The sequence below is a fragment of the Treponema denticola genome, from assembly GCF_024181405.1.
Classification (GTDB): Bacteria; Spirochaetota; Spirochaetia; order Treponematales; family Treponemataceae; genus Treponema_B; species Treponema_B denticola_D.
This window is the reverse complement of sequence record NZ_CP051302.1, coordinates 2725639-2749579: the sequence shown is the minus strand read 5'-3', so window position 1 is coordinate 2749579 and position 23941 is coordinate 2725639. Positions and strand designations below refer to the sequence as shown.

The 23941-nt window shown below is 40.4% G+C and carries 16 protein-coding genes and 2 pseudogenes; 11 read left to right on the top strand and 7 right to left on the bottom strand.

What is annotated here, in order from left to right; all coding sequences use genetic code 11:
• The first annotated feature begins 108 nt into the window (after window positions 1-108).
• Genes gyrB through HGJ18_RS12755 form a run of 3 tightly spaced genes read left to right on the top strand, consistent with a single transcriptional unit; the run spans window position 109 to window position 3474 of the window.
• A complete protein-coding gene (gene gyrB / locus HGJ18_RS12765; RefSeq protein ID WP_253696997.1) occupies window positions 109-2025 on the top strand; it encodes a DNA topoisomerase (ATP-hydrolyzing) subunit B in 1917 nt (638 codons plus the stop codon).
• A gap of 14 nt (window positions 2026-2039) precedes the next feature.
• The gene (locus HGJ18_RS12760) at window positions 2040-2759 is read left to right on the top strand and encodes a DUF5058 family protein (protein WP_002687826.1); all 720 of its coding nucleotides are present in this window, start codon (window positions 2040-2042) and stop codon (window positions 2757-2759) included.
• Between the two features lie 40 nt (window positions 2760-2799).
• Window positions 2800-3474, top strand: coding sequence for a hypothetical protein (locus HGJ18_RS12755; protein ID WP_253696996.1), 675 nt, complete (start codon window positions 2800-2802; stop codon window positions 3472-3474).
• Between the two features lie 17 nt (window positions 3475-3491).
• Here the strand turns inward: HGJ18_RS12755 and HGJ18_RS12750 are convergent, their stop codons facing one another.
• Window positions 3492-4547, bottom strand: coding sequence for a threonine aldolase family protein (locus HGJ18_RS12750; protein ID WP_253696995.1), 1056 nt, complete (start codon window positions 4545-4547; stop codon window positions 3492-3494).
• A gap of 69 nt (window positions 4548-4616) precedes the next feature.
• A complete protein-coding gene (locus HGJ18_RS12745; protein WP_253696989.1) occupies window positions 4617-8201 on the bottom strand; it encodes a DEAD/DEAH box helicase in 3585 nt (1194 codons plus the stop codon).
• 217 nt (window positions 8202-8418) lie between these two features.
• Between HGJ18_RS12745 and HGJ18_RS12740 the strand changes: the two are divergent.
• Both HGJ18_RS12740 and HGJ18_RS12735 read left to right on the top strand, forming a co-directional pair.
• Window positions 8419-9333, top strand: a pseudogene (locus HGJ18_RS12740) (Rpn family recombination-promoting nuclease/putative transposase).
• A 162-nt stretch (window positions 9334-9495) separates the two neighbouring features.
• Entirely contained in the window at window positions 9496-12147 is a 2652-nt protein-coding gene (locus HGJ18_RS12735) for a heavy metal translocating P-type ATPase (RefSeq protein WP_253696987.1), read from the top strand.
• 108 nt (window positions 12148-12255) lie between these two features.
• On the opposite strand, the gene HGJ18_RS12730 is transcribed toward HGJ18_RS12735, so the two are convergent.
• The gene (locus tag HGJ18_RS12730) at window positions 12256-13077 is read right to left on the bottom strand and encodes a cytidylate kinase family protein (RefSeq protein WP_253696985.1); all 822 of its coding nucleotides are present in this window, start codon (window positions 13075-13077) and stop codon (window positions 12256-12258) included.
• An 84-nt stretch (window positions 13078-13161) separates the two neighbouring features.
• Here HGJ18_RS12730 and HGJ18_RS12725 point away from each other — a divergent pair, with 84 nt between their 5' ends.
• The 3 genes from HGJ18_RS12725 to HGJ18_RS12715 all read left to right on the top strand — a co-directional run bounded on the left by HGJ18_RS12725 (window position 13162) and on the right by HGJ18_RS12715 (window position 16208).
• Entirely contained in the window at window positions 13162-13728 is a 567-nt protein-coding gene (locus HGJ18_RS12725) for an NUDIX hydrolase (RefSeq protein WP_253696977.1), read from the top strand.
• 261 nt (window positions 13729-13989) lie between these two features.
• A complete protein-coding gene (locus HGJ18_RS12720) occupies window positions 13990-14637 on the top strand; it encodes a peroxiredoxin (RefSeq protein ID WP_253696975.1) in 648 nt (215 codons plus the stop codon).
• A 116-nt stretch (window positions 14638-14753) separates the two neighbouring features.
• The gene (locus HGJ18_RS12715) at window positions 14754-16208 is read left to right on the top strand and encodes a carbon starvation CstA family protein (RefSeq protein WP_253696974.1); all 1455 of its coding nucleotides are present in this window, start codon (window positions 14754-14756) and stop codon (window positions 16206-16208) included.
• 85 nt (window positions 16209-16293) lie between these two features.
• Here HGJ18_RS12715 and folD read toward each other — a convergent pair whose 3' ends face one another.
• Window positions 16294-17175, bottom strand: coding sequence for a bifunctional methylenetetrahydrofolate dehydrogenase/methenyltetrahydrofolate cyclohydrolase FolD (folD, locus tag HGJ18_RS12710; protein ID WP_253696973.1), 882 nt, complete (start codon window positions 17173-17175; stop codon window positions 16294-16296).
• Window positions 17176-17375: 200 nt separating this feature from the next.
• Between folD and HGJ18_RS12705 the strand changes: the two genes are divergently transcribed.
• The 3 genes and pseudogenes from HGJ18_RS12705 to HGJ18_RS12695 all read left to right on the top strand — a co-directional run.
• Complete coding sequence (locus HGJ18_RS12705; protein WP_253696972.1) at window positions 17376-17993, top strand: TP0733 family outer membrane beta-barrel protein; 618 nt, start codon at window positions 17376-17378, stop codon at window positions 17991-17993.
• A gap of 17 nt (window positions 17994-18010) precedes the next feature.
• Window positions 18011-19060 (top strand): hypothetical protein, encoded by a 1050-nt coding sequence (locus tag HGJ18_RS12700; protein WP_253696971.1) that lies wholly within the window; start codon window positions 18011-18013, stop codon window positions 19058-19060.
• Window positions 19053-20375, top strand: a pseudogene (locus tag HGJ18_RS12695) (AAA family ATPase); the annotation flags it as partial. The gene HGJ18_RS12700 and the pseudogene HGJ18_RS12695, both read left to right, overlap by 8 nt.
• Before the next feature lie 78 nt (window positions 20376-20453).
• Here HGJ18_RS12695 and HGJ18_RS12690 read toward each other — a convergent pair.
• From HGJ18_RS12690 to HGJ18_RS12680, 3 genes are all read right to left on the bottom strand, one after another.
• Window positions 20454-21482 carry a M42 family metallopeptidase gene (locus HGJ18_RS12690; protein ID WP_253696970.1) on the bottom strand — a complete coding sequence of 343 codons (1029 nt, stop codon included), beginning with the start codon at window positions 21480-21482 and terminating at the stop codon, window positions 20454-20456.
• Window positions 21483-21614: 132 nt separating this feature from the next.
• Window positions 21615-22121 carry a LysM peptidoglycan-binding domain-containing protein gene (locus HGJ18_RS12685; protein WP_253696969.1) on the bottom strand — a complete coding sequence of 169 codons (507 nt, stop codon included), beginning with the start codon at window positions 22119-22121 and terminating at the stop codon, window positions 21615-21617.
• A 91-nt stretch (window positions 22122-22212) separates the two neighbouring features.
• Window positions 22213-23916, bottom strand: a complete 1704-nt coding sequence (locus tag HGJ18_RS12680) for a formate--tetrahydrofolate ligase (RefSeq protein WP_253698341.1) — start codon at window positions 23914-23916, stop codon at window positions 22213-22215.
• Between the last annotated feature and the right edge of the window lie 25 nt (window positions 23917-23941).

Below are 23941 nucleotides of genomic sequence, written 5' to 3'. Positions count from 1 at the left end.
AGGGGGTCATTATACTACTTCTTTACTTTTTTTTGCAATAATGATAGAATGAAAAAAGGCATTTATTGTCAAATTTTATGGGAATTTATAAGCTTTTAAGGAAAAAAAATGACAAAGTCAAATTATTCGGCAAATAATATTACGGTTTTAAAGGGTTTGGAAGCGGTCAGAAAAAGACCGGGTATGTATATAGGTTCAACGGGGCCGGACGGTCTTCACCATCTAGTTTATGAGGTTGTAGATAACTGTATAGACGAGGCTATGGCCGGTTTTTGCGATAAAATTTTGGTAGTTCTTGAGCCGAACGATATTGTCCGTGTAGAGGACAATGGCCGAGGTATTCCTGTAGATATTCACCCTACCGAAAAAATAAGTGCCTTGGAGCTGGTTTTAACCCGCCTTCATGCCGGCGGTAAGTTCGATAAGGGTTCTTACAAGGTTTCAGGCGGTTTGCACGGCGTAGGCGTTTCGGTTGTAAACGCTCTTTCCGTTTGGATGGAGGCCAAGGTCTACAAGGACGGCTTTGAGCACTATGCAAAGTTTGAAAAAGGCTCCATTCTTGAGCCCGTAAAAAAAATAGGCGAAACCGAAAAAAGCGGTACCGTTATAAGATGGGCAGTGGATCCTTCTATCTTTACCGAAACCACCGTATACAATTTTGAAGTGCTTGCAACCCGTTTAAGGGAGTTGGCCTTCTTAAACAGCCGAATTTCCATTACGATGAGGGATGAGCGTCTTTCTACCCCAAAAGAGGTTACCTTCGCCTTTGAGGGCGGAATATCGCAGTTTGTTTCTTATTTGAACGAATCAAAACAAGTTTTTCCGAAAAGTCCCGTTTTTATTGAAGGCGAAAAAAACGATATTCTCTGCGAGGTTGCCATTCAATACAATGACGGCTATAACGAAAATCTCCTTTCCTTCGTAAACGATATAAACACCCGCGAAGGGGGCTCTCACCTTGAAGGTTTTAAGACAGCCCTTACCCGTGTAATGAACGAATTTTTAAAGAAATATCCTAAACTTGTAAAAAAGATGGATAAGGAAGAAAAGCTTACGGGTGAAGATGTCCGTGCAGGCCTTACCGCCATCGTTTCAGTCAAGATTCCCGAACCTCAGTTTGAAGGACAAACAAAAACAAAGCTGGGCAACAGCGATGTTCGGGGTATCGTTGACTCATTTGTAAACGAAAAGCTTACCTTATTTTTTGAGCAAAATCCTAATGAGGTCGAAAAGGTTTTAGAAAAATGCGTTGCTGAGGCCGCCGCCCGAATTGCTGCCAGAAGAGCAAAGGAAGCTACCAGAAGAAAAAGCGGTTTGGACAGTTTCGGCCTTCCCGGAAAACTTGCAGACTGTTCTTTAAAAGCCCCTGAGTCTTGTGAAGTTTACATAGTTGAGGGAGACTCTGCAGGCGGCTCTGCAAAAAAAGGAAGGGACAGCAAGACGCAGGCTATTCTGCCCCTCTGGGGAAAAATGCTTAACGTCGAAAAAACCCGCCTAGACAAGGTTGTAAATAATGAAAAGCTTCAGCCTATTATCGCGACCCTCGGAACCGGCATAGGCAAGGATTTTAATATAGAAAAGTTACGCTATCACAAGGTTATAATAATGGCCGATGCCGACGTTGACGGCTCCCATATCCGCACCCTTCTTTTAACATTCTTTTTTAGGTACATGCCTCAGGTTATCGAAAAGGGACACGTTTACCTTGCGATGCCGCCTCTTTACAAAATTTCACACAATAAAAAAGAATGGTATGTTTACAATGATGATGAAAGAGATTCCGTTTTGGACCAAATAGGACGCGGAAACAACGCAGCCGTTCAGCGGTACAAGGGCTTGGGCGAAATGGACGGAACCCAGCTTTGGGAAACAACTATGGATCCTGCAAGGCGGAAAATGATGAGGGTTACCCTTCCGGACGCCGTCGAAGCCGACAGAATTTTCAGTACGCTGATGGGAGAAGAAGTCGAACCCCGCCGAAAGTTTATCGAAGAAAACGCCGTCTATGCAAATCTGGATGTGTGATATTAGGAGTATGTATGTTTGATGTTAATAGTTCTGTGCTCTTTTGGTTTGCAGGTATTGTGATACTCTTTGTTTTAATTCAATCCGTCTTCTTTTTGATAAAGGCTTTGAGGCGGGCAAAAGAGCTCAATATGCCCCAAAAAAAGATAAAGCAAATTATCTCGGGAGCAGCGATTTTTACGGTTGCCCCTGCCATTTCAATCATTTTAGGCATGATAAGCCTTTCCAAATTTTTAGGACTTCCCCTGCCTTGGCTCCGTCTTTCGGTACTGGGAGCCTTAACCTACGAACTTACTGCGGCAAGTACGGCTGCTTCTGTTTTAGACATTCCCTTGGATCAGCCGATTGCAAATGCAACAGCCTATACGACTATTTCTTGGGTTATGGCCCTCGGAATAATTTCGGGGATTGTCGTGATTGCTCTTTTTCTGCCCAAGATGCAAAAAAATCTTATTAAGATGAAGTCCAAGGATGAAAAATGGAGTAAGCTCCTCATCGATGCCCTTTTTATGGGAATGATTTCCGCCTTTTTAGGAATGATATTTTCGGAAATTCGGCTGGGGCTTAAAGGTTGGATTCCGGTCTTTGTGATGTTCTTTTCGGCCTTTTTAATGCTTGTCTGCGGTTTAATCGTAAAAAAGACAAGGGCTAAGTGGCTTGAAAGCTATGCTATGCCGATAAGTCTTTTGGGCGGGATGGCTTTTTCCATTCCGATTACCATGTTGATAGCTTAAACCGTTTAAGGTTTTATAGAACTTCTTATAGGAGGATATTATGCAAGATACACAAATAGAATTCGGTTCATATGAAAAAAGCATACATAGGTGGGGAAGAACATGGATGATAATAGCTATTATAATGTTTCTTTCTTATCCTCTTTTTACCTGTATTTACTATAATACCTGGCCTAATTTTTGGCTCCTTTTACGGGGGCTTTTCGGTGTTGCCGTTGTTTTTTGGCCGGTAGGAATTATTGAAGCCTTTACCTTCGCACCCATGCTCGGTGCGGGCGGAACCTATGTAGGCTTTATCACAGGAAACTTGACAAACCTAAAAGTGCCCTGCGGAGTCTTAGCTTTGGAGACGGCAAAGGTTGAAGCCAATACCGAAGAAGGTGATGTGGTTACCACAATATCCGTCGCAGTTTCTTCCATTACTACAACCCTTATCTTGGTTTTGGGAATGCTCTTATTGACTCAGTTAAAACCAATATTGGAATCACCCATCATGGCACCGGCTTTTAAAAATATCTTACCCGCCCTTTTCGGCGGCCTTCTGGTAGTCTTTGTTGCAAAAAATCCTAAGATTGCCGCAGTTCCCTTTGTCTTTATGCTGATTCTTTTTATTGCAATGCCCCAACTTGGAAAGGCCATAAGTATGCTCATTCCTGTAGGAGCCGCAATTACAATCATCTACACGAGGATAATGTATAAGAAAGGAAAAATTTAAAATAACCGAATACCTTATTATCTTTTGATCCCGTTGCTTTTTATCTCATCCACGTATTCAAAAAGTTTTTTTATCGCCTCTTTGGTTGTTGCCCAAGAGGTGCAAAAACGCACAGCTGTTTGGTTTTCTGAAATTTTTGCCCAAAATTCGCATTTAAATTCTTTTTCTACTTTAGCTAAAAGGCTGTTTTCGATTATCGGGAAGCTCTGGTTTGTTTCGCTTTCCATAAAAAAAGAAAAGCCCCTATCGGAAAAACCTTTACGGATCATCTTTGCCGTTTCATTCATTGTTCTTCCTATTTCGAAGTAAAGCTTATCCGTAAAAAGAGTTTTAAACTGAAGGCCTAAAAGTCTGCCCTTTGCAAAAAGACCGCCTTTTTGTTTTTGTATATACCTAAAGTCTTTTTGAAGATCCTGGTTGTTTATTATAAGAGCTTCACCGAAAAGAGCCCCCATTTTTGTTCCGCCTATATAAAAGGCGTCCGTATATCTTGCCATGTCTGCAAGGCTTAAGTCGTTATTGTCAGCGGTGAGGGCAGTCCCTAGGCGGGCGCCGTCAACATAGAGGGGAACGGAATATTTTTGAGCAGTCAGCTTTAAATCTTGTAATTCTTTTTTTGAATAAATGGTGCCGAGTTCCGTAGGATTTGAAATATAAATCATTCCGGGCTGAACCATATGCTCGGCTGTGGGATCCTCGTAATGTGCCTTTATAAGAGCTTCAGCCTGCTCCGCCGTTATTTTTCCGTTTGCCGATTCGACAGTTAAAACCTTGTGTCCGCAAGCTTCGATGGCTCCCGACTCATGTACGTTTATATGCCCTGTATCGGCAGCGATAACTCCCTGATGTGGTCTTAGTACGGAGGCTATAAGAGTTAAGTTGGTTTGTGTTCCGCCCGAAAAGAAATAAACCTTACTTTGAGGTGCATCCAGTTCTTTTAAGATAAGGTCTGCAGCTTCTGCACAATATTCGTCACAGCCGTAACCGACGGTTTGTTCTTCATTTGTTTCCGTCAATGCTTTAAGAATTTTTGGATGACAACCTTCGCTGTAATCATTTATAAAAAAATACATATTAAGCCCCCTAAGTTTAGATTATATCATAAAAAAAGGGGCTTATCAATGTTTTGATTTATGTTTGGATTAACTCTTAAAAAGACCGGCTAACTCTTCATTGCTCAATTTTGAAATCCATGTTTCACCTGCAGAAATGCTCAAGCCGCTTATTTCCCGCTTTTTTTGAATCATCTCATCAATTTTTTCTTCAAAGGTACCGGAGCAGATAAGGCGGTGTACGAAGACGTTCTTTGTCTGTCCTATTCTAAAAGCCCTGTCTGTGGCCTGATCTTCAACTGCCGGATTGTACCAAAGGTCAAAGTGAATTACCCTGTTAGCTGCCGTCAAGTTAAGGCCGGTACCTCCCGCCTTAAGCGAAATTAAAAAGATGCGGTAAGCAGGATCTGTTTGAAAAACCTCTACAGCCTTTTTTCTTTTTGAGGCGGGCATTTGACCGTGAAGTAAAAGAGGTTCAGTTCCCAATTCTTTTTGAATGATGTTTTTTAAAATGTCGAGGGTGCCTACATATTGGCTGAAAATAATTGCCTTTTCTCCTGAAGAAATTATTTCGTTCAAAAGCTCGATGAGGACAGCGGCCTTGCCTGAGTATTTCATTTCGACGGGAGTTTCCTTATCATAGGCTCTCGGATGATTGCATACCTGTTTTAAGGCCGTTAAAAGTTTTAGAACATAGGCCTGCCTTTCAATCTTAGTTTCGGCTCCCATCACCTTGTGCAATTCCGTTTCTACAAGGTTTTCATAAATTGCCAACTGCTCAGGTGTCAAATTGCAATATTGATTTGTAATTATCTTATCCGGCAAATCAGAGATAACCTTGGGATCGGTCTTTAGACGGCGGAGCAAAAAGGGTGAAGTAATTTTTTTTAGATCATCCGCTTCGGTTTCCGAATTATGAAGCTCAATCGGAATACGCCATTTTTTTCTAAACTCGTCGGCCGTACCTAAATAACCGGGAAGAAAAAAGTCGAATATGGAACGCATGTCTTCAAGGTTGTTTTCAACCGGTGTCCCTGTAAGAGCGATTCTGCCCCTCGCCTGAATTGCCTTTACGGCATGAGCCTTTTTTGTTCCCGAATTTTTTATAGCCTGAGCTTCATCTAAAATAATGCAAAAAACTTTTTTGTCTTTTAATTTTTCTATATCTTTTTGCATAGTTTGATATGTGCTTATTATTACATCGGCTTCGATATTGAACTTACGCTCTGCCCCATGATAAACGGCGGTTTTAAGAGAAGGTGCGAATTTTGCTATTTCATGTTCCCAGTTTGAAAGAAGGCTTGCAGGGGCTATAACCAAAAAAGGAGATTCTGCTTCTTTTGAATTTTTAAAGCTAAGCATTAAACTTATAATCTGTACGGTTTTTCCCAAGCCCATGTCGTCGGCCAAAAGACAGCCGAAGCCGCTTTTAATGTTTGCATAAAGCCAGCGGTAACCCTGTTCTTGATAAGGCCTTAATTCCGCATTTAGATTTTGAGGAACGGGAACATCTTCTTGCCTGAAAATACCCTTGATAATTTCTGAGGCGGGTTTGGAACAGACTGCGTTTCCCGAAAGAACCGCTTGTAAGACCTCTTTTGTATCTACCGGTTTTTCAAGGACCTTTAACATCTTGGCAACTTCTTCGGGATCAAGTAAAAGAAACTGATCGTTAAATTTTACCAAGCCCGATTTATTTAAAAAGAGCTTTTTAAATTCTTCTATATCTATTAATGTATCTCCCAACATTAGGGCTCGGTCATAAGAAAGAACATCATCAAGGTTTAAAAACGAAACTACATTTCCGGCTCCCTTTACGGATTTTACGCTTATAACAGGTTTGGGAGTCAAAACATTTTTTAGGCTTTTAGGTAAAACTATATCGATGCCGAAACGTTGTAAAAGCTTTGCCGACTTTTGTAAAAAGAGCCCCGTTTCTTCCCGCGAAAGCATCACATTTTTTTTAATTGCAAGAATCGAAAGAGCCGGTAAGTAAGCTGAAAGGGTTGCAGGAAAACGCAAAATATCGTCGGGGTTTTTACTCCTCTTTGCTGCGATATTTAATTCGGTAAAGGGTGCCTCTGCTTCAAGAGCGAAAGAGTCATCTCCTGCCTCTATTTGCTTTTCTTTAGCCTTACGGACAAGGGCGGAAAGCAAAAAGAATTCGTCGTCTTTTAAGGCATCCAAAGTTAAACGGTATTCATATCCGCAATTACTGTAATTTAAAACCGAAAGCCAAGAATAAATTACCGTATCCAAATTCCGCTTGCCGGGAACGCTTATATCTATTTCTTCATTTGAAAAAAAGAGCTTGTCTATTTCTTTGTCCTTAGTATAGGACTTGTTAGGAAAGAATTTTAAAGATGCCGCATATTCGGTTAAAAGAGCTGTAAGCAAAAGTTCTGCACAATAGAGCCTTCCCCATTTTTCAACCGGAAGAAAAAAGTCCTTTGTGAGGGAAGCTGCAAATTTAAGGATGTCGGCCTTTATTTCGGAAGAAGCCGAAAGGCTTTTCCAAAAAATAAAAAGCTTTTTGTTTTCGGTAAATACGGCGGGTATAAATGCAGAGCTTTGAATCAGTTTTCCTGCAAGGGCAAAGAGAGAAAAAAGAATTTTGACCGAGGGGCTCATCTCGTTTAAGCTGTTTCTTGTTTTATAAAAATTTTGAGCTTGCAGAAGGGTTTGATTTATTTCGCGGGTTTCGTTTAATTTTATGTTTACCGTTAAGGGGCTTTTAGGTTCAAGGGGGAATACTCTTTTTTGTTTTCGGATATTGTCGATATTTATTTTTACCCTCGCAAACAAAAAAGGGTTTACCGATTTTTCTTCTTGTTTTTCATTTTGCTTTTCTTGACTGTAAAAGTTGAGCCCGTAATTTAAAACCGCCTTATGATAAAATTCCGTCAGCTTTATTATAAAATCGCTTGATGAAAAATTAGGTTCAGGAGGAAGAATATTTGTTATCAGCGGAAGATAGGATTCTCCAAGAGAAAATTTTAAAGGGCTCTGCAATTCACAAGAATTATGAGCGGCCTCATTGACTGATGAGCTTGAAGATAAGTCTGCTGCTTCATTTAAAGTTTCATTTTTGCGGAGACTCAACGGAACAGGATGCTCTTGGAGGAGGCCAAGTTTTTGTGTTCCGCCTTTTTCGAAGACTTCGGTTTCCGGTACATTTATAGAATCGATGTCAAAGCCCGCAAGCTTAAACAAGAGGCGAGGGTCATGGTCTATTTCTTTGGCAAGTAAAAAAAGAACGGCCGCCATGTGCTTGCAGGGGTCTCCCGAATCGGGGCAGGTGCAGTCCCTTTCGATTAAATTCCAGCGGGCAGGAATTAGCCTTACCTTTTTTTTCTTTAAGGCTTCGATGAGGGCCGGACTCATAATTCCCGCTCTAAGGCCCGCAAGTTCAATCGGATGTTTTTCTAAGATGGAGCGGATTGCGGTTTCATTTGTTTTTGAAAGGGGCGGGAATTTAAAATACACATGGTACCAAGGAGAATAGTTTCCCTTAACCTTTGCTCCCGCCGTTTGCCCGTTTACCACAAGAGAATTTACCTTCCCTGTGTTTGCATAAGTTTTTCCTCTGGACAATCGACCTGAATCGTCATAGGCCTTTAGCATCTCCAAAAACCATGCACCCCAAGGTGTTGTCCCGTAAGTCTGTCTTGCCATAGCGAGAAGTATACCAAAAGATGGGAGGACTTACAATTGTGTATCAAGCAAAAGCATCTTCATCATGTGAACGTCTCATAGTTATGACGTATTTACGGTATACATAATCGATAAATTATTTTTTAAATTTTACTATCTATTACAAACAATTTCTATAATAATTATGAAAGGGGGAAATTTTTCTTCCTTTTAAATAATTTTTATGAGAGGTAAAAAAATGCAAAAATTGTTTAAAATAACTTTACGCAACGACTACGCTTTTAAGCGTATATTCGGAGTAGAAGAAAACAAGGACGTTCTTCAGGATTTGTTGGAATGTATACTGGATATTCCGCCTGAGAATATCGCAGGTTTGGAACTTCTGGATAAGGAGTTTCATAAGGAACTTTTAAGTGAAAAGCTCGGTATTTTAGATATTAAGTTAAGACTAAAAGACGGAACCTTTGTCGACATTGAAATTCAGAACAACTGGCATTTTGATTTTCCTGAAAGAACTTTGTATTATTGGTCTAAAATGTACAACGAAAACATAAAACAAGGTCAAGACTATACAAAACTGCCAAAGTGTATTACAATAAATTTGATAGGAAAAGGCTTTAATAAAAATAAGCGTTTACACAACAAGTATCTTGTTCTTGAACAAGATACAAAAGAGCCTTTAGTTTCAAAACTTGAGATTCATATATTGAACCTTGAAAAAGCAAGGCTCTTAAAGGAAGGTCAATATAAAAATAATAAAACAAAACGCTTATTAAACTGGCTTAAATTTATCGAAACTGATAATCCGGAGGTGAGAGAAGTGTTAGCAGAAAATTCAGAGATAATGAAAAAAGCAAATACCGCTATTTCTGTAATGGAAATGAGTCCTAGAGATAAATGGCTTTATGATTCCCGTATGAAATATGAACATGACAGGGCTTCATGTATAAGCGAAGGTTATCGAAAAGGCATTGAAGAAGGAATATTGCAGGGAGAAATAAAAGGGATAGAGCAAGGCATACAACAAGGCTTTGCTAATGGCTCTTAACAAGCTAAACTTGAAACGGCAAAGTTGATGAAAAAGATGAATTATCCGATTAATGATATTTGCACAATATCCGGCCTTACCAAAGAAGAAATTGAAAAACTATAAGTAATGAAGAAACCGATACCTAACTCTGGTTCCGTATTTAAAAAACTTAACATATTCTAAGCAATAGCCACGTCCGGAATGCTCCGCTTCCTTTCGGGGTTTTTTATTACGGCCCCTTAAAAAATCCTAGACTTTTCCGTTTAAAAGTTGTATATTAGTAACATGAGTAAAAAAATAAAGTTCAATATTACGGGAATGACTTGTTCGGCTTGTTCTTCCCATGTTCAAAGGGCTGTCGAAAAACTTGAAGGAGCCGCCGAGGTACAGGTAAATCTTTTAACCAACAGCATGAGCGTCAATTACGATGAGGCTTTCCTTAGCGCGGATAAGATTATAGAGGCTGTCGAAAAAGCAGGATACGGAGCCTCGCTTGCCGAAGGTTTAAAAAACTCTTCTTCAAATAAAAATTCGGCTGACGGTAAGAGCTCCGGTACCCGCTCATTTCAAAATGAGGCGGCCAAACTTGAAAGAGATAAGATAAAAAAAAGGCTAATTTTGTCTTTGGTCTTTATGATTCCTCTTTTTTATGTATCGATGGGACACATGGCCTCTCTTCCTATTCCTCATTTTTTGCATGGAATAGAAAATGCACTTGTTTTTAGTTTTACTCAATTTCTGCTTGCTCTTCCCGTGCTGATTGTAAATAAAAAATTCTTTACGGGAGGCTTTAAGGCTTTTTTAAACAAGGCGCCCAATATGGACTCCCTCGTTGCAGTCGGTTCCGGTGCAGCCCTTATTTACGGCATCTTTGCTATTTATAAGATGGCCTACGGAATGGGGCATGGAGATATGGAAACGGTAAGGCTTTTTGCCGGGGATCTTTATTTTGAATCGGCAGCGATGATTTTAACCCTCGTAACCTTGGGGAAATTCCTTGAAGCTAATGCAAAGGGAAAAACTTCTCAGGCAATTACAAAGCTGATGAATCTTAGACCCAAAACCGCCCTTGTTATCAGGAACGGTAATGAAGAGGAAATTCCGGTTGAAGAAATTGTAAAGGGTGATTTGATTTTAATCAAGCCCGGTTTTTCCATTCCCGTTGACGGCATTATAGTCGAAGGAAATTCTTCGGTAGATGAGGCGGCAATTACGGGTGAAAGCCTCCCTGTCGAAAAGGCCGCTGGGGACAAGGTTGTAAGTGCCTCCATAAATTTATCGGGAACCTTTACCTTTAAGGCTGAAAGAGTTGGCGATGATACAACCCTTTCCCAGATAATTGCCCTTGTAGAAGAAGCCTCGGCCTCGAAGGCTCCCGTTTCTAAGCTTGCCGATAAGATAAGCAACTACTTCGTGCCTGCGGTCATAGCCATTGCGGTGATTACGCTTTTTGTCTGGCTGATTTCAGGCGAAGGCTTTGAATTCGCTCTTTCCAGAGCAATTTCGGTGCTTGTAATTTCCTGTCCTTGTGCCCTAGGTCTTGCAACGCCTACAGCAATTATGGCCGGAACAGGCAAAGGAGCTCGGCTGGGTATCTTAATCCGCTCTGCAGAAGCCCTTGAAACGGCTCATAAAACAAACACCATAGTCTTGGATAAGACCGGTACAATAACCCAAGGCCACCCCGACGTAATCGATATTAAAAAAACCGAAAACTTTAGCGAGGACGAAGTCTTGCGCTTTGCCTATAGTCTTGAAGGCCTTTCCGAGCACCCCCTCGCAAATGCCGTTATAAAACGAGCAAAGGAAAAAAACTTAGAGGCTTTGAAAATTAAGGACTTTAAGGCTGAACACGGTTTCGGGATTTCGGGTATTGAAGAAGCTTCCGGCCTAAAAATCTTTGCAGGAAATGAAAAGCTCTTCCAAAAAAACAATATCGAAATTTCCCATGCCAAGGCCGAAATTGATGCCCTTGCGGAAAAGGGAGCGACACCTCTTTTGATTGGCGTAAGCGGCGGTACAGGCGGAAGTGCTTCAGAAACCGATATGGGTGCAAAACTCATAGGAATTATAGCTGTCGCCGACAAAATTAAAGAAGGCAGTATTGAATCAATAGCAGAATTTAAAGCGATGGGCATAAAGACCATAATGCTTACGGGCGACAACAAAAAAACGGCAAATGCTATAAAGGCTCAAACAGGAGTAGATGATTTTGCGGCCGAACTCTTGCCTCAAAACAAAAAAACCGAAATCGAAAAATTGCACCAAGCCGGTCTTAAAACGGCTATGATAGGCGACGGAATAAACGATGCCCCTGCCCTTATGACAGCCGATGTAGGCATAGCCATAGGAAACGGAACGGATATAGCTATCGAAAGCGCAGACATTATTTTGATGAATGATAATTTACAAACTGCTGTAGATTCTATTCAGTTAAGCCGTGCAGTTATGCGGAATATAAAAGAAAATCTTTTTTGGGCTCTCTTTTATAATTCTCTTTGTATACCCTTGGCGGCAGGAGCTTTTTACCCCCTCTTCAGAATTGTTTTAAGCCCGATGATTGCTGCGGCAGCTATGAGCTTAAGCTCCGTTTCGGTTGTAAGCAATGCCTTGCGTTTAAATTATTTTAAGCCCAAAAGAAAATGCAAAATAAGCCGTGATGCAGGTTCTGAGTCAAGCTGTACTGTAAACACAGAATCTTGCGCAGCGGATAAAAATAAAATTAAGGAGAAAGAACTTATGAATACTGTATTAAAGGTAAACGGCATGCAGTGCCAACATTGTGTTTCCCATGTTAAGGAAGCTTTGGCAAAGATTTCGGGTGTTTCAGCCGAAATAGACCTAGGTGCAAAAACCGCAACTATCACCCATCCTGAAAGCGTTTCAGTTGCAGACCTAAAAAAAGCTATTGAAGAAGCCGGGTACACGGTAGAATAGCTTAAAAAATTTTAGAGGTTTACCTTAGATTTTAGTAAAAGAAAAAAAATCGGCCGAAGCTTAATTCCGGCCGATTTTCTCATAAGCCTTGCAACATACTTTTAGCTGTTATGGAAAAGGCTTATACTCGTTCACCATGCTTATCGCTGAAGAAACCTTGCGGCCTCCTGCCATTTCTTGAGCAACATCTATGGCTTTTTGTATAAGACCTGCATTGTCGGCTACACCGTGTAAAATAATTTCATGTTCCGAAATATCGGCTTCAAGGAAATATATTTGAAGTTTCAAATCAAAAGAAATATGATTGACGATTTTTTGAGCCAATAAAAGCTCTTTTAATCTTTTATCGCCTAAAGCAGCATCTTCTTTGCTTATGGTTTTTTCAAGCCCATATTTGATTATCTCGGCGGCTTGAAGAGGACTTATATGTCCCGTATTTATAACCAGATTATATTCGGAAGAGTCTTCATTAGCCGTGTTAAAAAAATTCTTATGGAATCCGTCTCTATTGTTATCGCTTTCCTCCATCAGTGCCAGCGCTTCTTTTTCGGAATAATTGAATTCCTTCATCAACCTTGAAATTCTTACATCATCAGCTGCGACTAAGCGTACCGAATAAAGACCGGGCACATTTCTTAAGATTGCAAAGCCTCCTCTGCCTATAAAAATGCTGTTACCTGAAGAAGCGTGTTCATATACGGATTCTCGAAGATAGTCAAAATAAGAGTCTCTTTCCCTTGAAAGGGATGCCCAAAATCCGGGCTTGCGTTCATCATATTTTTTTAACTGTACGTCCGAAATTCCTTTTGCAAGCAAATCTTTTTCCAATGACTTACGGTCAATAAAGTTGTAATTTAAAAGTTTGGCCAGTTCAATCGCTGTTTCGTCACCAAAGGAAGCGATTTTGCGTGAAATAGTTATAATTGCCATAAAAACCTCCTATTGCAATTAAATTCGCTTTATAATAGAATAACCCGAAATTCCTGATATGTCAAATGGAGAATTGCAATTTTTATGGAAAAGAATAACGGGATTGCATGGAAGCCTGCTGCTTCCAGAGAGATCTTAAAAACAAGGGTTTTTAGTGTCTGTGAGAAAGACAGTATTTCTCCTGAAGGAGAAAAAAAGACATTTATTTCTCTAAAAGCGCCTAGCTGGGTCATTGTTGTTCCCTTTTATAAAGATTCTTCAGGCGAAGATGTTTTTGTGATGGTCCAACAATGGAGGCACGGTTCGGAAAGCGTCTGCATCGAATTCCCCGGAGGTGTTGTCGATAAAGGAGAAAAACCGGAAGATGCTGCTTTAAGGGAGCTTTTAGAAGAAACCGGCCGAACTCCTAAAAATATAAAATGCTTATCGACACTATCCCCCAATCCCGCAATAATGGAAAACTCTTGTACCATTTTTTTGGCGGAGCTGGACAAGGGAGAAGTTAAACAGAATCTTGATGAAGATGAATTTTTAAATATTCTTGAAATCCCCGTTAAAAAAGTTATTCAAAACATGGGTAATCAGCCCTACACTCATGCTATTATGAACGCAGCTCTTTTCCTATACTTAAAAGAAAAACAATATCACTGATATGTCGGTGCACCGATATATCAGTGAATAAATACCGATATATCAGTGAAAATTTTATATAAAATACTCTATTTTTATCGAAATTCTAAATATTTTAATACAAATCCCCGTATTTTTATTAAAAATGCGTCCTATTTTAATTTTACTATCTTTAGCATGAAATTTGCTTGTATATAAACGAAAGATATTAAAAAATCTTTAAAAATCACTAAAAGTTATTTAAAAAAGTTTGCTTTAAAATAATTTTTTAAGGAGAAAATTATGGAACAAATGACAATGAATATGCCCCTTCTGGGAGACGATTTCCCTCAGTTAGCGGTTTCGACAACACACGGGCCTATGAAACTTCCCTGTGATCTTAAAGGCAGCTGGTTTGTGCTTTTTAGCCACCCTGCAGATTTTACCCCCGTATGTACTACGGAATTTGTAGCTTTTCAAAAGCTCATGCCTGAGTTTGAAAAACTCGGTGTAAAACTAATCGGTCTTTCTGTAGACCAAATACAGAGCCATTTAAAATGGATTGAATGGATTAAGGAAAAACTAGGTGTAGAGATTACCTTCCCTGTAATTGCTGCAAATGACAGCATTGCAAACCAAATCGGGCTCTTACACCCCGGAAAAGGCACAAACACCGTTCGCGCCGTATTTATTGTTGACCCCAACGGAAAGGTAAGACTTGTTCTTTACTATCCTCAGGAAATCGGCCGAAATATGGAAGAAATTGTTAGAGCCGTTAAAGCTCTTCAAACCTCCGATAAGAATAAGGTTGCTTTACCTGCCGACTGGCCTAATAATGGGCTTATCAAGGACAGAGCCATCGTTCCGCCGCCTCCCACAGAAGAGGAAGCTAAAAAGCGCTTAAAGGAATATGACGGTTACGATTTCTGGTTCTGTCACAAATCTTTATAAAATTTAAAAAGCCGATTAGACATAATCGGCTTTTTTTATAAAAAAATTATTTTTTTGGTGTATTTTTTTTTTAATGTATGGTAAAATATTAATGTGTTATCACAAGGGAGGCTGGTATGATTACATTCTTTATTTGTTTGGCAATACTTATTGTAGGACATTTTGTTTATGGAAAATATGTCCAAAAAGTATTTGGTATTTCTTCTGCGCCGACGCCGGCAATATCTAAGCAGGACGGGGTAGACTATGTTCCTTTGTCGACAGGCCGCGTATTCTTGATTCAATTATTGAATATAGCGGGATTGGGACCGATTTTTGGAGCAATTTCGGGGGCTCTTTGGGGAGCTTCTGCTTTCTTTTGGATCGGGCTTGGAACGATTTTTGCAGGAGGAGTGCATGATTACCTTTCGGGAATGATTTCCGAAAGACATGACGGTGCCAGTATTTCAGAACTTTCAGGCGTATATTTGGGCCCGATTATGAAATTTATCATGAGAGTTTTTGCTGTCGTTTTACTTATATTTGTCGGTACGGTTTTTATGAAAGGGCCTGCTGATCTTTTAGCAAAACTCACACCGGAAAAATTCGGCTCGACTTTTTGGCTGATTATTGTTCTTGCTTATTATTTCCTTGCGACAATTTTACCGGTAGACAAGATTATCGGAAAAATTTATCCCGTTTTCGGTATTGTCCTTATAATCATGGCCTTGGGTATCGGCGCCGGTATTCTTTTTAATGCTTTCCGCGGAACAATGACCATCCCCGAATTTTCATTGGCAAATGTTCATCCTTCCAATTTACCGCGTTGGCCATTGCTGTTTATTACCATTGCTTGCGGCGCTATTTCAGGATTCCATGCAACACAGTCCCCTTTAATGGCTCGTTGTATTAAATCCGAAGCTGACGGACACAAGGTCTTTTACGGCGCAATGGTAGGTGAAGGAATTATAGCCCTTGTTTGGGCAGCTGCCGGTATGACGTTTTATTATGGAACGGGCGGGCTGCAAGAAGCTCTTAAAACCTTGGGCGGCCCTGCAGGTGTTGTTTACGATATTTCCTTTAAGTTATTGGGAGGTATTGGAGGTTTCTTGGCAGTATTGGGCGTTATTGCATGTCCTATAACATCCGGAGATACGGCATTTAGGAGTGCCCGTTTAACTCTTGCCGACTGGTTCAAGATAGATCAAAAACCGATTAATAAAAGACTTTTATTGGCTATTCCTCTTTTAGCTATAGGAGGTCTTCTATCCCAAATAAACTTTAATATTATTTGGAGATATTTTGCATGGTCAAATCAAACTTTGGCAATGATTGCATTATGGGTAGGAGCAATGTATCTATTCTTAAATAAGAAGAATTTTATCATTGCCCTGGTTCCGGCAACTTTTATGACAGCTGTTTCGGTTACATATATTTTAATGGCTCCTGAAGGATTTAAGCTTGATAAGATGATTTCTTATCCCATAGGAATTGCTGCTGCTCTTATTTGTCTGGGCGCCTTTATATTTGTAATTATGAGAAAAAAGAAAAACGGTACGGATGTGCCGCCTATACCGGCCCCATCAGTTTAAAAAAAGCCCCGAGTTGAGCATCTCAATTCGGGGCTTCTCTTTATAATACGGTTATTATAATTGCCTTATTTTAACCGTATTAAAATTATTCCAAACCGTTTTGACGCTTTGCTGCGATGAGGGTATTTGCAACGAGCATAGCTATGGTCATTGGGCCTACCCCTTTCGGAACAGGCGTTATTGCAGAAGCAATTTCACAGGCAGGCTCAAAGTCAACATCGCCTACAAGCCTAAAGCCGCTTTTTTTGGTACTGTCATCAATCCGGTTTACACCTACATCTATGACGACAGCTCCCTTTTTAATCATATCGCCTTTGATAAACTGGGGTTTTCCCATGGCGGCAACCAGTATATCGGCCTCTTTTGTAACTTCCGCCAAATTCTTTGTACCGCTGTGACAAACGGTTACCGTTGCGTTTACATCCTTATTCATCATCAAAACGGAAAGGGGCTTCCCGACGATATTGGAACGGCCTACAATTACAACCTTTGCACCTTTTGTTTCAACTCCGGTTCTCTTTAAAAGATGAATTACACCATGGGGTGTACAGGGAATAAAGGTGTCGTGTCCCAAAAGGAGCTTTCCTATATTTACAGGATGGAATCCGTCAACATCTTTTTCGGGATTGATAGCTTCGATTACAGCATCGGGATCAATCTGTTTGGGTAAAGGTAACTGCACTAAAATACCGTTTATAAGTTTATCGGCATTCAGCTCTTTGATAAGTTTTAGTAATTCATCCTGTGTAGTAGTTTCCGGAAGCCTGAATGTCCTGTCATTCATTCCTACCTCGTGGAGAGCATTTGTCTTTCCCTTTACATAGGATTGGGATGCAGGGTCATTTCCTACCAAAATAACGGCTAAGGTGGGTTGAACTCCCTTTGCCTTTATTTTTTCAACGTCTTTTACAATATCGGCCCTTAAGTCTGCCGCTATTTGGGCACCGTCAATAATTTTTGCACTCATTTTTTCCTCCATTTATTTGTATAAGTAACTATTCTTATTCCGGTTTGTTCTAGACTTGTGTTAGTTTAAACAAGATAAGATTGTTATGTTATCTTATATTTACTATGTTATAACATAATATGATTTTGTGCAAGACTTACATATAGACATTCTTGTAAAAAATAAGATATACTGTTTTTTAAGTTAGAGGTGAATAAAAAGTGAAGAGATTTATTTCTTGTTTTTTGATTATCAGCGTTTTTTTGATTCCGATTTTTGCACAAGAAGAGGCTGAAACTCCTTCCAATAGTAAAATAGACGGAACTGCAGTCTTTCGGCCGGTCAGACAAGGCGATAAATTCATAAAAGTAGGCTTATCCTTAGGAGTTCCTCTTTTTAATACTTCAGCCGAAAAATTTGCTATTAAGCCGAATATTTGGCCGGGAGGCACCATAAATGCAGCTTTCGGCTACTATATCTTAGACGGATTTTCTTTGGGCGGAAGTATAAGTTTTCAGTTTTATCCTACGTTGGCAAAAAACCTTTACTTTGCCGTACCTATAACCTTTGATATGGGCTACACCTTTGCTGTCGGTAAATGGCGTATTCCTCTTGGAGGAGGCATAGGGGCTGCTGTTCAGACTTACAGCGGAAACGGAGCCCAATACTTCGGCATGATTTTTAGATTTGATGCAGGAACTTACTATCAGTATTCACCCGAATGGTCTTTCGGAGGAGATGTATCTTGGAATGTGGTTCCTGAATGGCATAAAAATAAAGAAACTAATCGCACTGCCAATATTTTAGGCATCAGCCTTTCAGCCAGATATCATCTTTAATTATGGGAGAATTCAGTATGAAATTTATAAGATATATTTTTATTTTAATACCGCTTATTTTTATCGGTTTTACGTCTTGTAATGATAGACCCATATTTGCAGCCATTGAACAAGAGATCGACTTAAAAGAGTTTTCGGTTGGAGGGAATGTTTTAAGTTTGGTAGCAACCGATACAATGGTTTATGCCTCAAATCGGGCGGGCGTTTATTCAAAATCAAAAAATTCCGACGGTTCTTGGCAAAAAATCTTAACCGCTGAAGGTACTCAGTATCTTGCAAAGAATGCCGCTAATGTCTTTGCAAGCTTTGCTACGGGACCCGTAAAATTTTATGATGAATCAACTAAAACATGGGCTGATGTACCTAATTCCGAAAATATACGCATTATTGCAGGAAATAGTATTGTTTTTGGATATGATAACAGTCAAGAAAAAATATACAAGATAACTAATGCTTCAATTACCTCCATAAATATTGTAGATTCATCTTCACAGCCTGTAAAAGTCAAAGATCTTATTTCTGCAGCAGGTAAATATTTTTTAGCAGATGTAGGCGGTTCAATAAAGTTATATGATAACGCAGGTACTGAGAAAACCGGACTTCCTTCAGGAGCAAAGGCTATTTGTCCTGCCGGAGCTGACGATAAAATTTTTGTATTGGCCGGATCAACAGTTTATTATTTTGCCGGCGGAAATTGGGACAATAAAATATCAATATCCGGAAACCCTGACAATATTTCATATTTTGAAGCGAGAAAAACTATATTGCTAGGCTGTGCCAAGGGATATACCGAGGTACAGCTGGATAATGTGCATACTACAGATCTTTCAAAGGCAAAACAGCTTAACCCCGGTGCTGAAGGTTCTACAACCCCTCCCGGATCTTATTCCCAATACCAAACAACCCTTGGAAGTTATTATACATATCCTGTGTTGGGTGTTGAAAGAGGAAATGCGGGGAGCGGTAAATATGCCGTATTTATGGGCATTTATTCAGGCACAATTACAAGAAACACCGGTCTATGGGGCTTTTATAGCGATAAAAAACGCGAATGGAACCGTGAGTAAGGATCTTTTTGAGGCTGCGGCTTCAAGTTCTAAACAAAATGAACCTCTTGCCTCCCGCATGAGGCCTATCAGCTTGGACGAATATATAGGCCAAGAACATATAATCGGAAAGGGCTGCCTTTTAAGGCGTGCAATCCAAGCTGATAGACTTTCTTCTCTTATTTTTTTCGGCCCTCCCGGCACGGGAAAAACCACCCTTGCCAGGGTTATCGCAAATACCACGAAAAGCAATTTTTTAAGTTTAAATGCCGTTTTAGCAGGTGTGCAGCAGATAAGGGAGGCTGTGACCAATGCCGAGGAAAATAAAAAGCTTTATAACCGTAAGACTATTCTTTTTGTTGACGAAGTTCACCGCTGGAATAAATCCCAACAGGATGCCCTTCTGCCATGGGTAGAAAATGGGACGATAATTTTAATCGGTGCTACGACGGAAAACCCTTATTTTGAGGTGAACAAGGCTCTTGTGAGCCGCAGCCGCGTTTTTGAATTAAAACCTTTAACCGATAATGACCTAAAAAAAGTTGCACAATTTGCTCTGACAAATAAAGAAAGGGGTTACGGTAACTGGAAAATAGAATTTGAGGCCGGTGCCTTGGAGCATCTTATCGATACGGCATCCGGCGATGCGAGAAGTCTTTTAAATGCCCTTGAACTTGCCGTTGAAACGAGCGCGGAGCACTGGCCTCCTGAAGAAAATTTTAAAATCAAGATTAGTCTAAGGGCAGCCGAAGAAAGTATCCAAAAAAAGGTTGTCTTGTATGATAGGGATGGGGACTATCATTATGATGTTATAAGCGCCTTTATAAAGTCTATCAGAGGGAGCGATCCTGATGCCGCCGTGTACTGGCTTGCCAGAATGATAGCGGCAGGAGAAGACCCTCGCTTTATCTTTAGGCGAATGTTAATTTCTGCATGTGAAGATATAGGGCTTGCATCCCCCGGGGCAATCAGCGTGGTTGCAGGTGCGGCCGAAGCCTTTGACAGGGTCGGTATGCCTGAAGGCAGGTATCATCTAGCCCATGCTGCCCTCTATTTGGCAACCTGCCCTAAATCAAACAGTGCAGAAGCTTTTTTCAAAGCCCTTGATTGTGTTCAAAAGGAAAATAAAGAAGTTCCTAACCACTTAAAAGATTCAAATCGTGACGGAGAAGCTTTAGGCCATGGTGAAGGCTATCTTTATCCCCACGCCTTTGAGGGGCACTGGGTAAAGCAGCAATACCTTCCGGATGGGCTTGAGGGCACTCATTTTTATGAGCCGAGCGATCAAGGCTATGAAGGCAAGATAAAGCCTGAAATTTTAAAAAAGCGGCAAAGCTAAAGTCTTACATTATCGCTTTACCGCCATTAAAAATTATCACTTTGATAATATTAAGCTAAATTCAACCCCAAACGCCTATTCGCTCATTAAATAAGCGTATAAGAGGTTTATAGTCTCTTTGTAGGAGTCGATATGGGTTCGCTCATAGTGGTGGGTGGCACTTACTCCCGGCCCCATACAGGCAAAGTTGATATCGAAACCCTGCATTACATACATACTTGCATCCGAGCCGTATCTAAACATAACATCGGTTCTGTAGTTGATTTTATTTTGAATAGCAAGGTTTTCAAGCCTATGTCTAAAGCCGAAATCGTAGGGTGTGCGTGAATCCTTAGCAATGATTGTTACTGCATGTTCATCCGAATTTTGCTCACCTCCGACTGTTCCGATATCCAGAGCTAAAACTTCAAAACATTCTTTAGGAATACCGTAAAAGCCGTGTCCTATTTCTTCATAATTGCTTATAAAAAAGTGGGTAGTATAAGCCGGTTTTTCTCCTTTTTCTTTAAGGGCCTTGCAAGCAGCAAAAAGCATACCGATACAAGCCTTATCATCCAGATGGCGGGATTTTATGTAGCCATCCTCGGTTTCGATTGTGCGTGGCTCAAAGGCGACAAAGTCTCCTATGTTTATACCGAGAGCCAAGGTTTCTTCCTTTGAGTGAGTTTCGGCATCAAGGCGCACTTCAAAGGTTTCCAAGTTTCTTTCTTCTTTTTCGATAGCTTCAAAAATATGAACAGAGGCTTTTTCGGGAAGTCCCGTGCCTGTGATAACCTTTCCCGTTCTTGTGATGATATAGAGGTTTTCTCCTTCGATGCTGTTAAAGGCTATACCTCCAATGGCAGCGAGTTTTAAGCAGCCGTTAGGTTTTATTTGACGCACCATGGCGCCGAGGGTATCTGCGTGGGCTGAAACAACTCTGTGTTTAGCCGTGTTTTTTCCCTCAATGGTTCCATAAATAGCACCCTTATTTGTTTCGGTATATTTTATGCCTAATGAATCGAATTCTTTTTTTATTCGGTCTATGGCATTCTTTGTATAGCCGCCGGGACTGTGTATTTGTAAAAGTTCTTTTGAAAGCTCGACAGCATATCTGACATTCATAAATTGGATTCTCCTGATTGTTTTTAAATTGCTTTGCGGGAATCAACAACCCCGACGCAGAGCGTCGGGGTATTAAAGCCTCCGCACGGATAAAAAAAACTTCCTCCCTAGGGAGGAAGTTTTTATCAAAAATTAAAACTCTTTAAGCCGTCGTCTTAAAGATTCTGCTACTCCGGATTTTCCTTCATCCTCATAAATTTTGATACATTTTTCAAACTCAGGTCTTGCAAGCATTTTTGAAGCTGAGTGTTTCATGAAAAGTTCAAAATCGGGGATTAAAAGTTTGGTCTTAGGTGTAAGTTTGTCCGGATGCTGGATCTTACCGGGGTTGAGCGTCATAATTATGGGGAAGTAGTATGCTTTTTCTCTTGTTCCATAAAATTTCAAAGCAATTTCGGACAGAGTGTCACCTTCTACAACTACATATTCCTTTACGGGTACATCTCTCGGCTCTTCAACAACCGGTTTTGGCTCGGGTTCGGGTTCGGGTTCCTTTACAGGTTCCGGCGCCGGTGTAGGCTCTTCTACAACAACGGGTGCAGGTTTTTCTTCGGGAGGAGGAGCGGGGGGGGTTCCACAGCTCGTAAGTACAAAAGAAAAAAGGGCCATAATTGCCAAAATTTTCAAAATGTTTTTCATTTTTTACTCCTTAAGTAATATTTATAGCTGTCTTATATTATACGACATTATTTTATAAAAATCAAATAGTATCGCATATTTTTAACAAATTTTATGACAAGCCTTCAACATTTCCGTTTACAAGGTCAATTCTGACAGCCTGCGGGTCTTTCGGAAGGCCCGGCATTCTCATCATGTCGCCCATAATGGCTACAATCATTTCGGAACCCGAGTTTAAAACTATATCCCTGACATTCATTTCAAAACCTGTAGGAACTCCGTAAAGTTTAGGATCCGATGAGAACGAATACTGTGTTTTAGCGACACAAACAGGGAAGTCTGCCATTCCGGCTTCTTCAATCTTTTTGATCATCTTGTCGGCAGCTCCCGAATATGTAACATCAGCAGCCCCATAGATTTCTTTGCAGATTTTTCCTATCTTTGTTTTTATTGAGTCCTTATCTTCGTAAACAAATTTTAATGGTTTTGACGGATTTGTTTCGATGGTCTTTACAACGAGCTCGGCAAGTTCAACGGCTCCTTTTCCGCCTTCAACAAAGGCATTGTTTACGGCAAAGCCTACACCTTGTGCTTCACAGTGCTTTCTAACCAGATCCAATTCGGAGTCAATATCATAGCCGTATCTGTTAAGGGCTACAACTACAGTCTGTCCGAATTTTTTCATGTTTTCAATGTGCTTGTCAAGGTTGGCCAAGCCTTTTTTGAGGGCTTCTGCATTGGGTTTTGATATTTCCTTTTCGGGAACATCTCCGTGCATTTTTAACCCGCCTGTAGTAGCCGCAATTACGGTCAATTTCGGGTTTAAACCTGCTTTTCGGCATTTAATATCGAAGAATTTTTCGGCACCGAGGTCTGCGGCGAAGCCTGCTTCGGTAATTACATATTCTCCATAGGTAAGGGCTGTTTTCGTCGCTATTACGGAGTTACAGCCGTGAGCAATGTTTGCAAAGGGGCCGCCGTGGATAAAGGCAGGAGTATTTTCCGTTGTTTGTACAAGGTTGGGGTTGATGGCATTCTTTAAAAGAACTACTATTGAACCTGCAATACCTAAATCTTTTACCTTTACGGCATTGTTTTCGGTATCATAACCCAATATGATATTTTCGATTCTTCGGCGTAAATCTTCAATGTCTTTTGCAAGGCAGAAAATAGCCATAATTTCGGAAGCAGGCGTAATATCAAAGCCCGATTCCATTACTACGCCGTTACCCTCTCCTAAGCCGGTAACAACTTGGCGTAAGTTTCTGTCGTTAACATCCAAAACTCTTTTCCAAAGTACGGTTTTTATAGCCTTCGGAGTTCCTTGAGCTCTGAAAATGTAGTTATCAAAAAGGGCGCTTATCATGTTATGAGCCGAAGTAATAGCATGGAAGTCTCCCGTAAAGTGGAGGTTAATGTCTTCCATAGGCAAAACTTGAGCATAGCCGCCTCCTGCTGCACCTCCCTTCATACCGAAACAAGGACCCAAAGAGGGCTCCCTCAAGGCTGCAACAGCCTTCTTTCCGATCTTGTTTAAGCCCAAGGCAAGGCCGATAGAAACGGTCGTTTTTCCTATTCCGGCCTTTGTAGGCGTGATGGCGGTAACAAGGATTAAATTATTCTTTTTTACCTTTGCATCATCTATAACGCTATAGGGAACCTTGGCTATATACTTTCCATAGGGAATGACATTATCGTCATGAATCCCTAAACCGTCTGCAATTTCAGCGATTTTGTTTAGCTTCGCGTCTCTAGCTATTTCTATATCAGTTTTCATGTAAATATTATGACACAAAAATCCGATATTTGCAACTATAAAATTCTTTTTTTGGGCAATACCT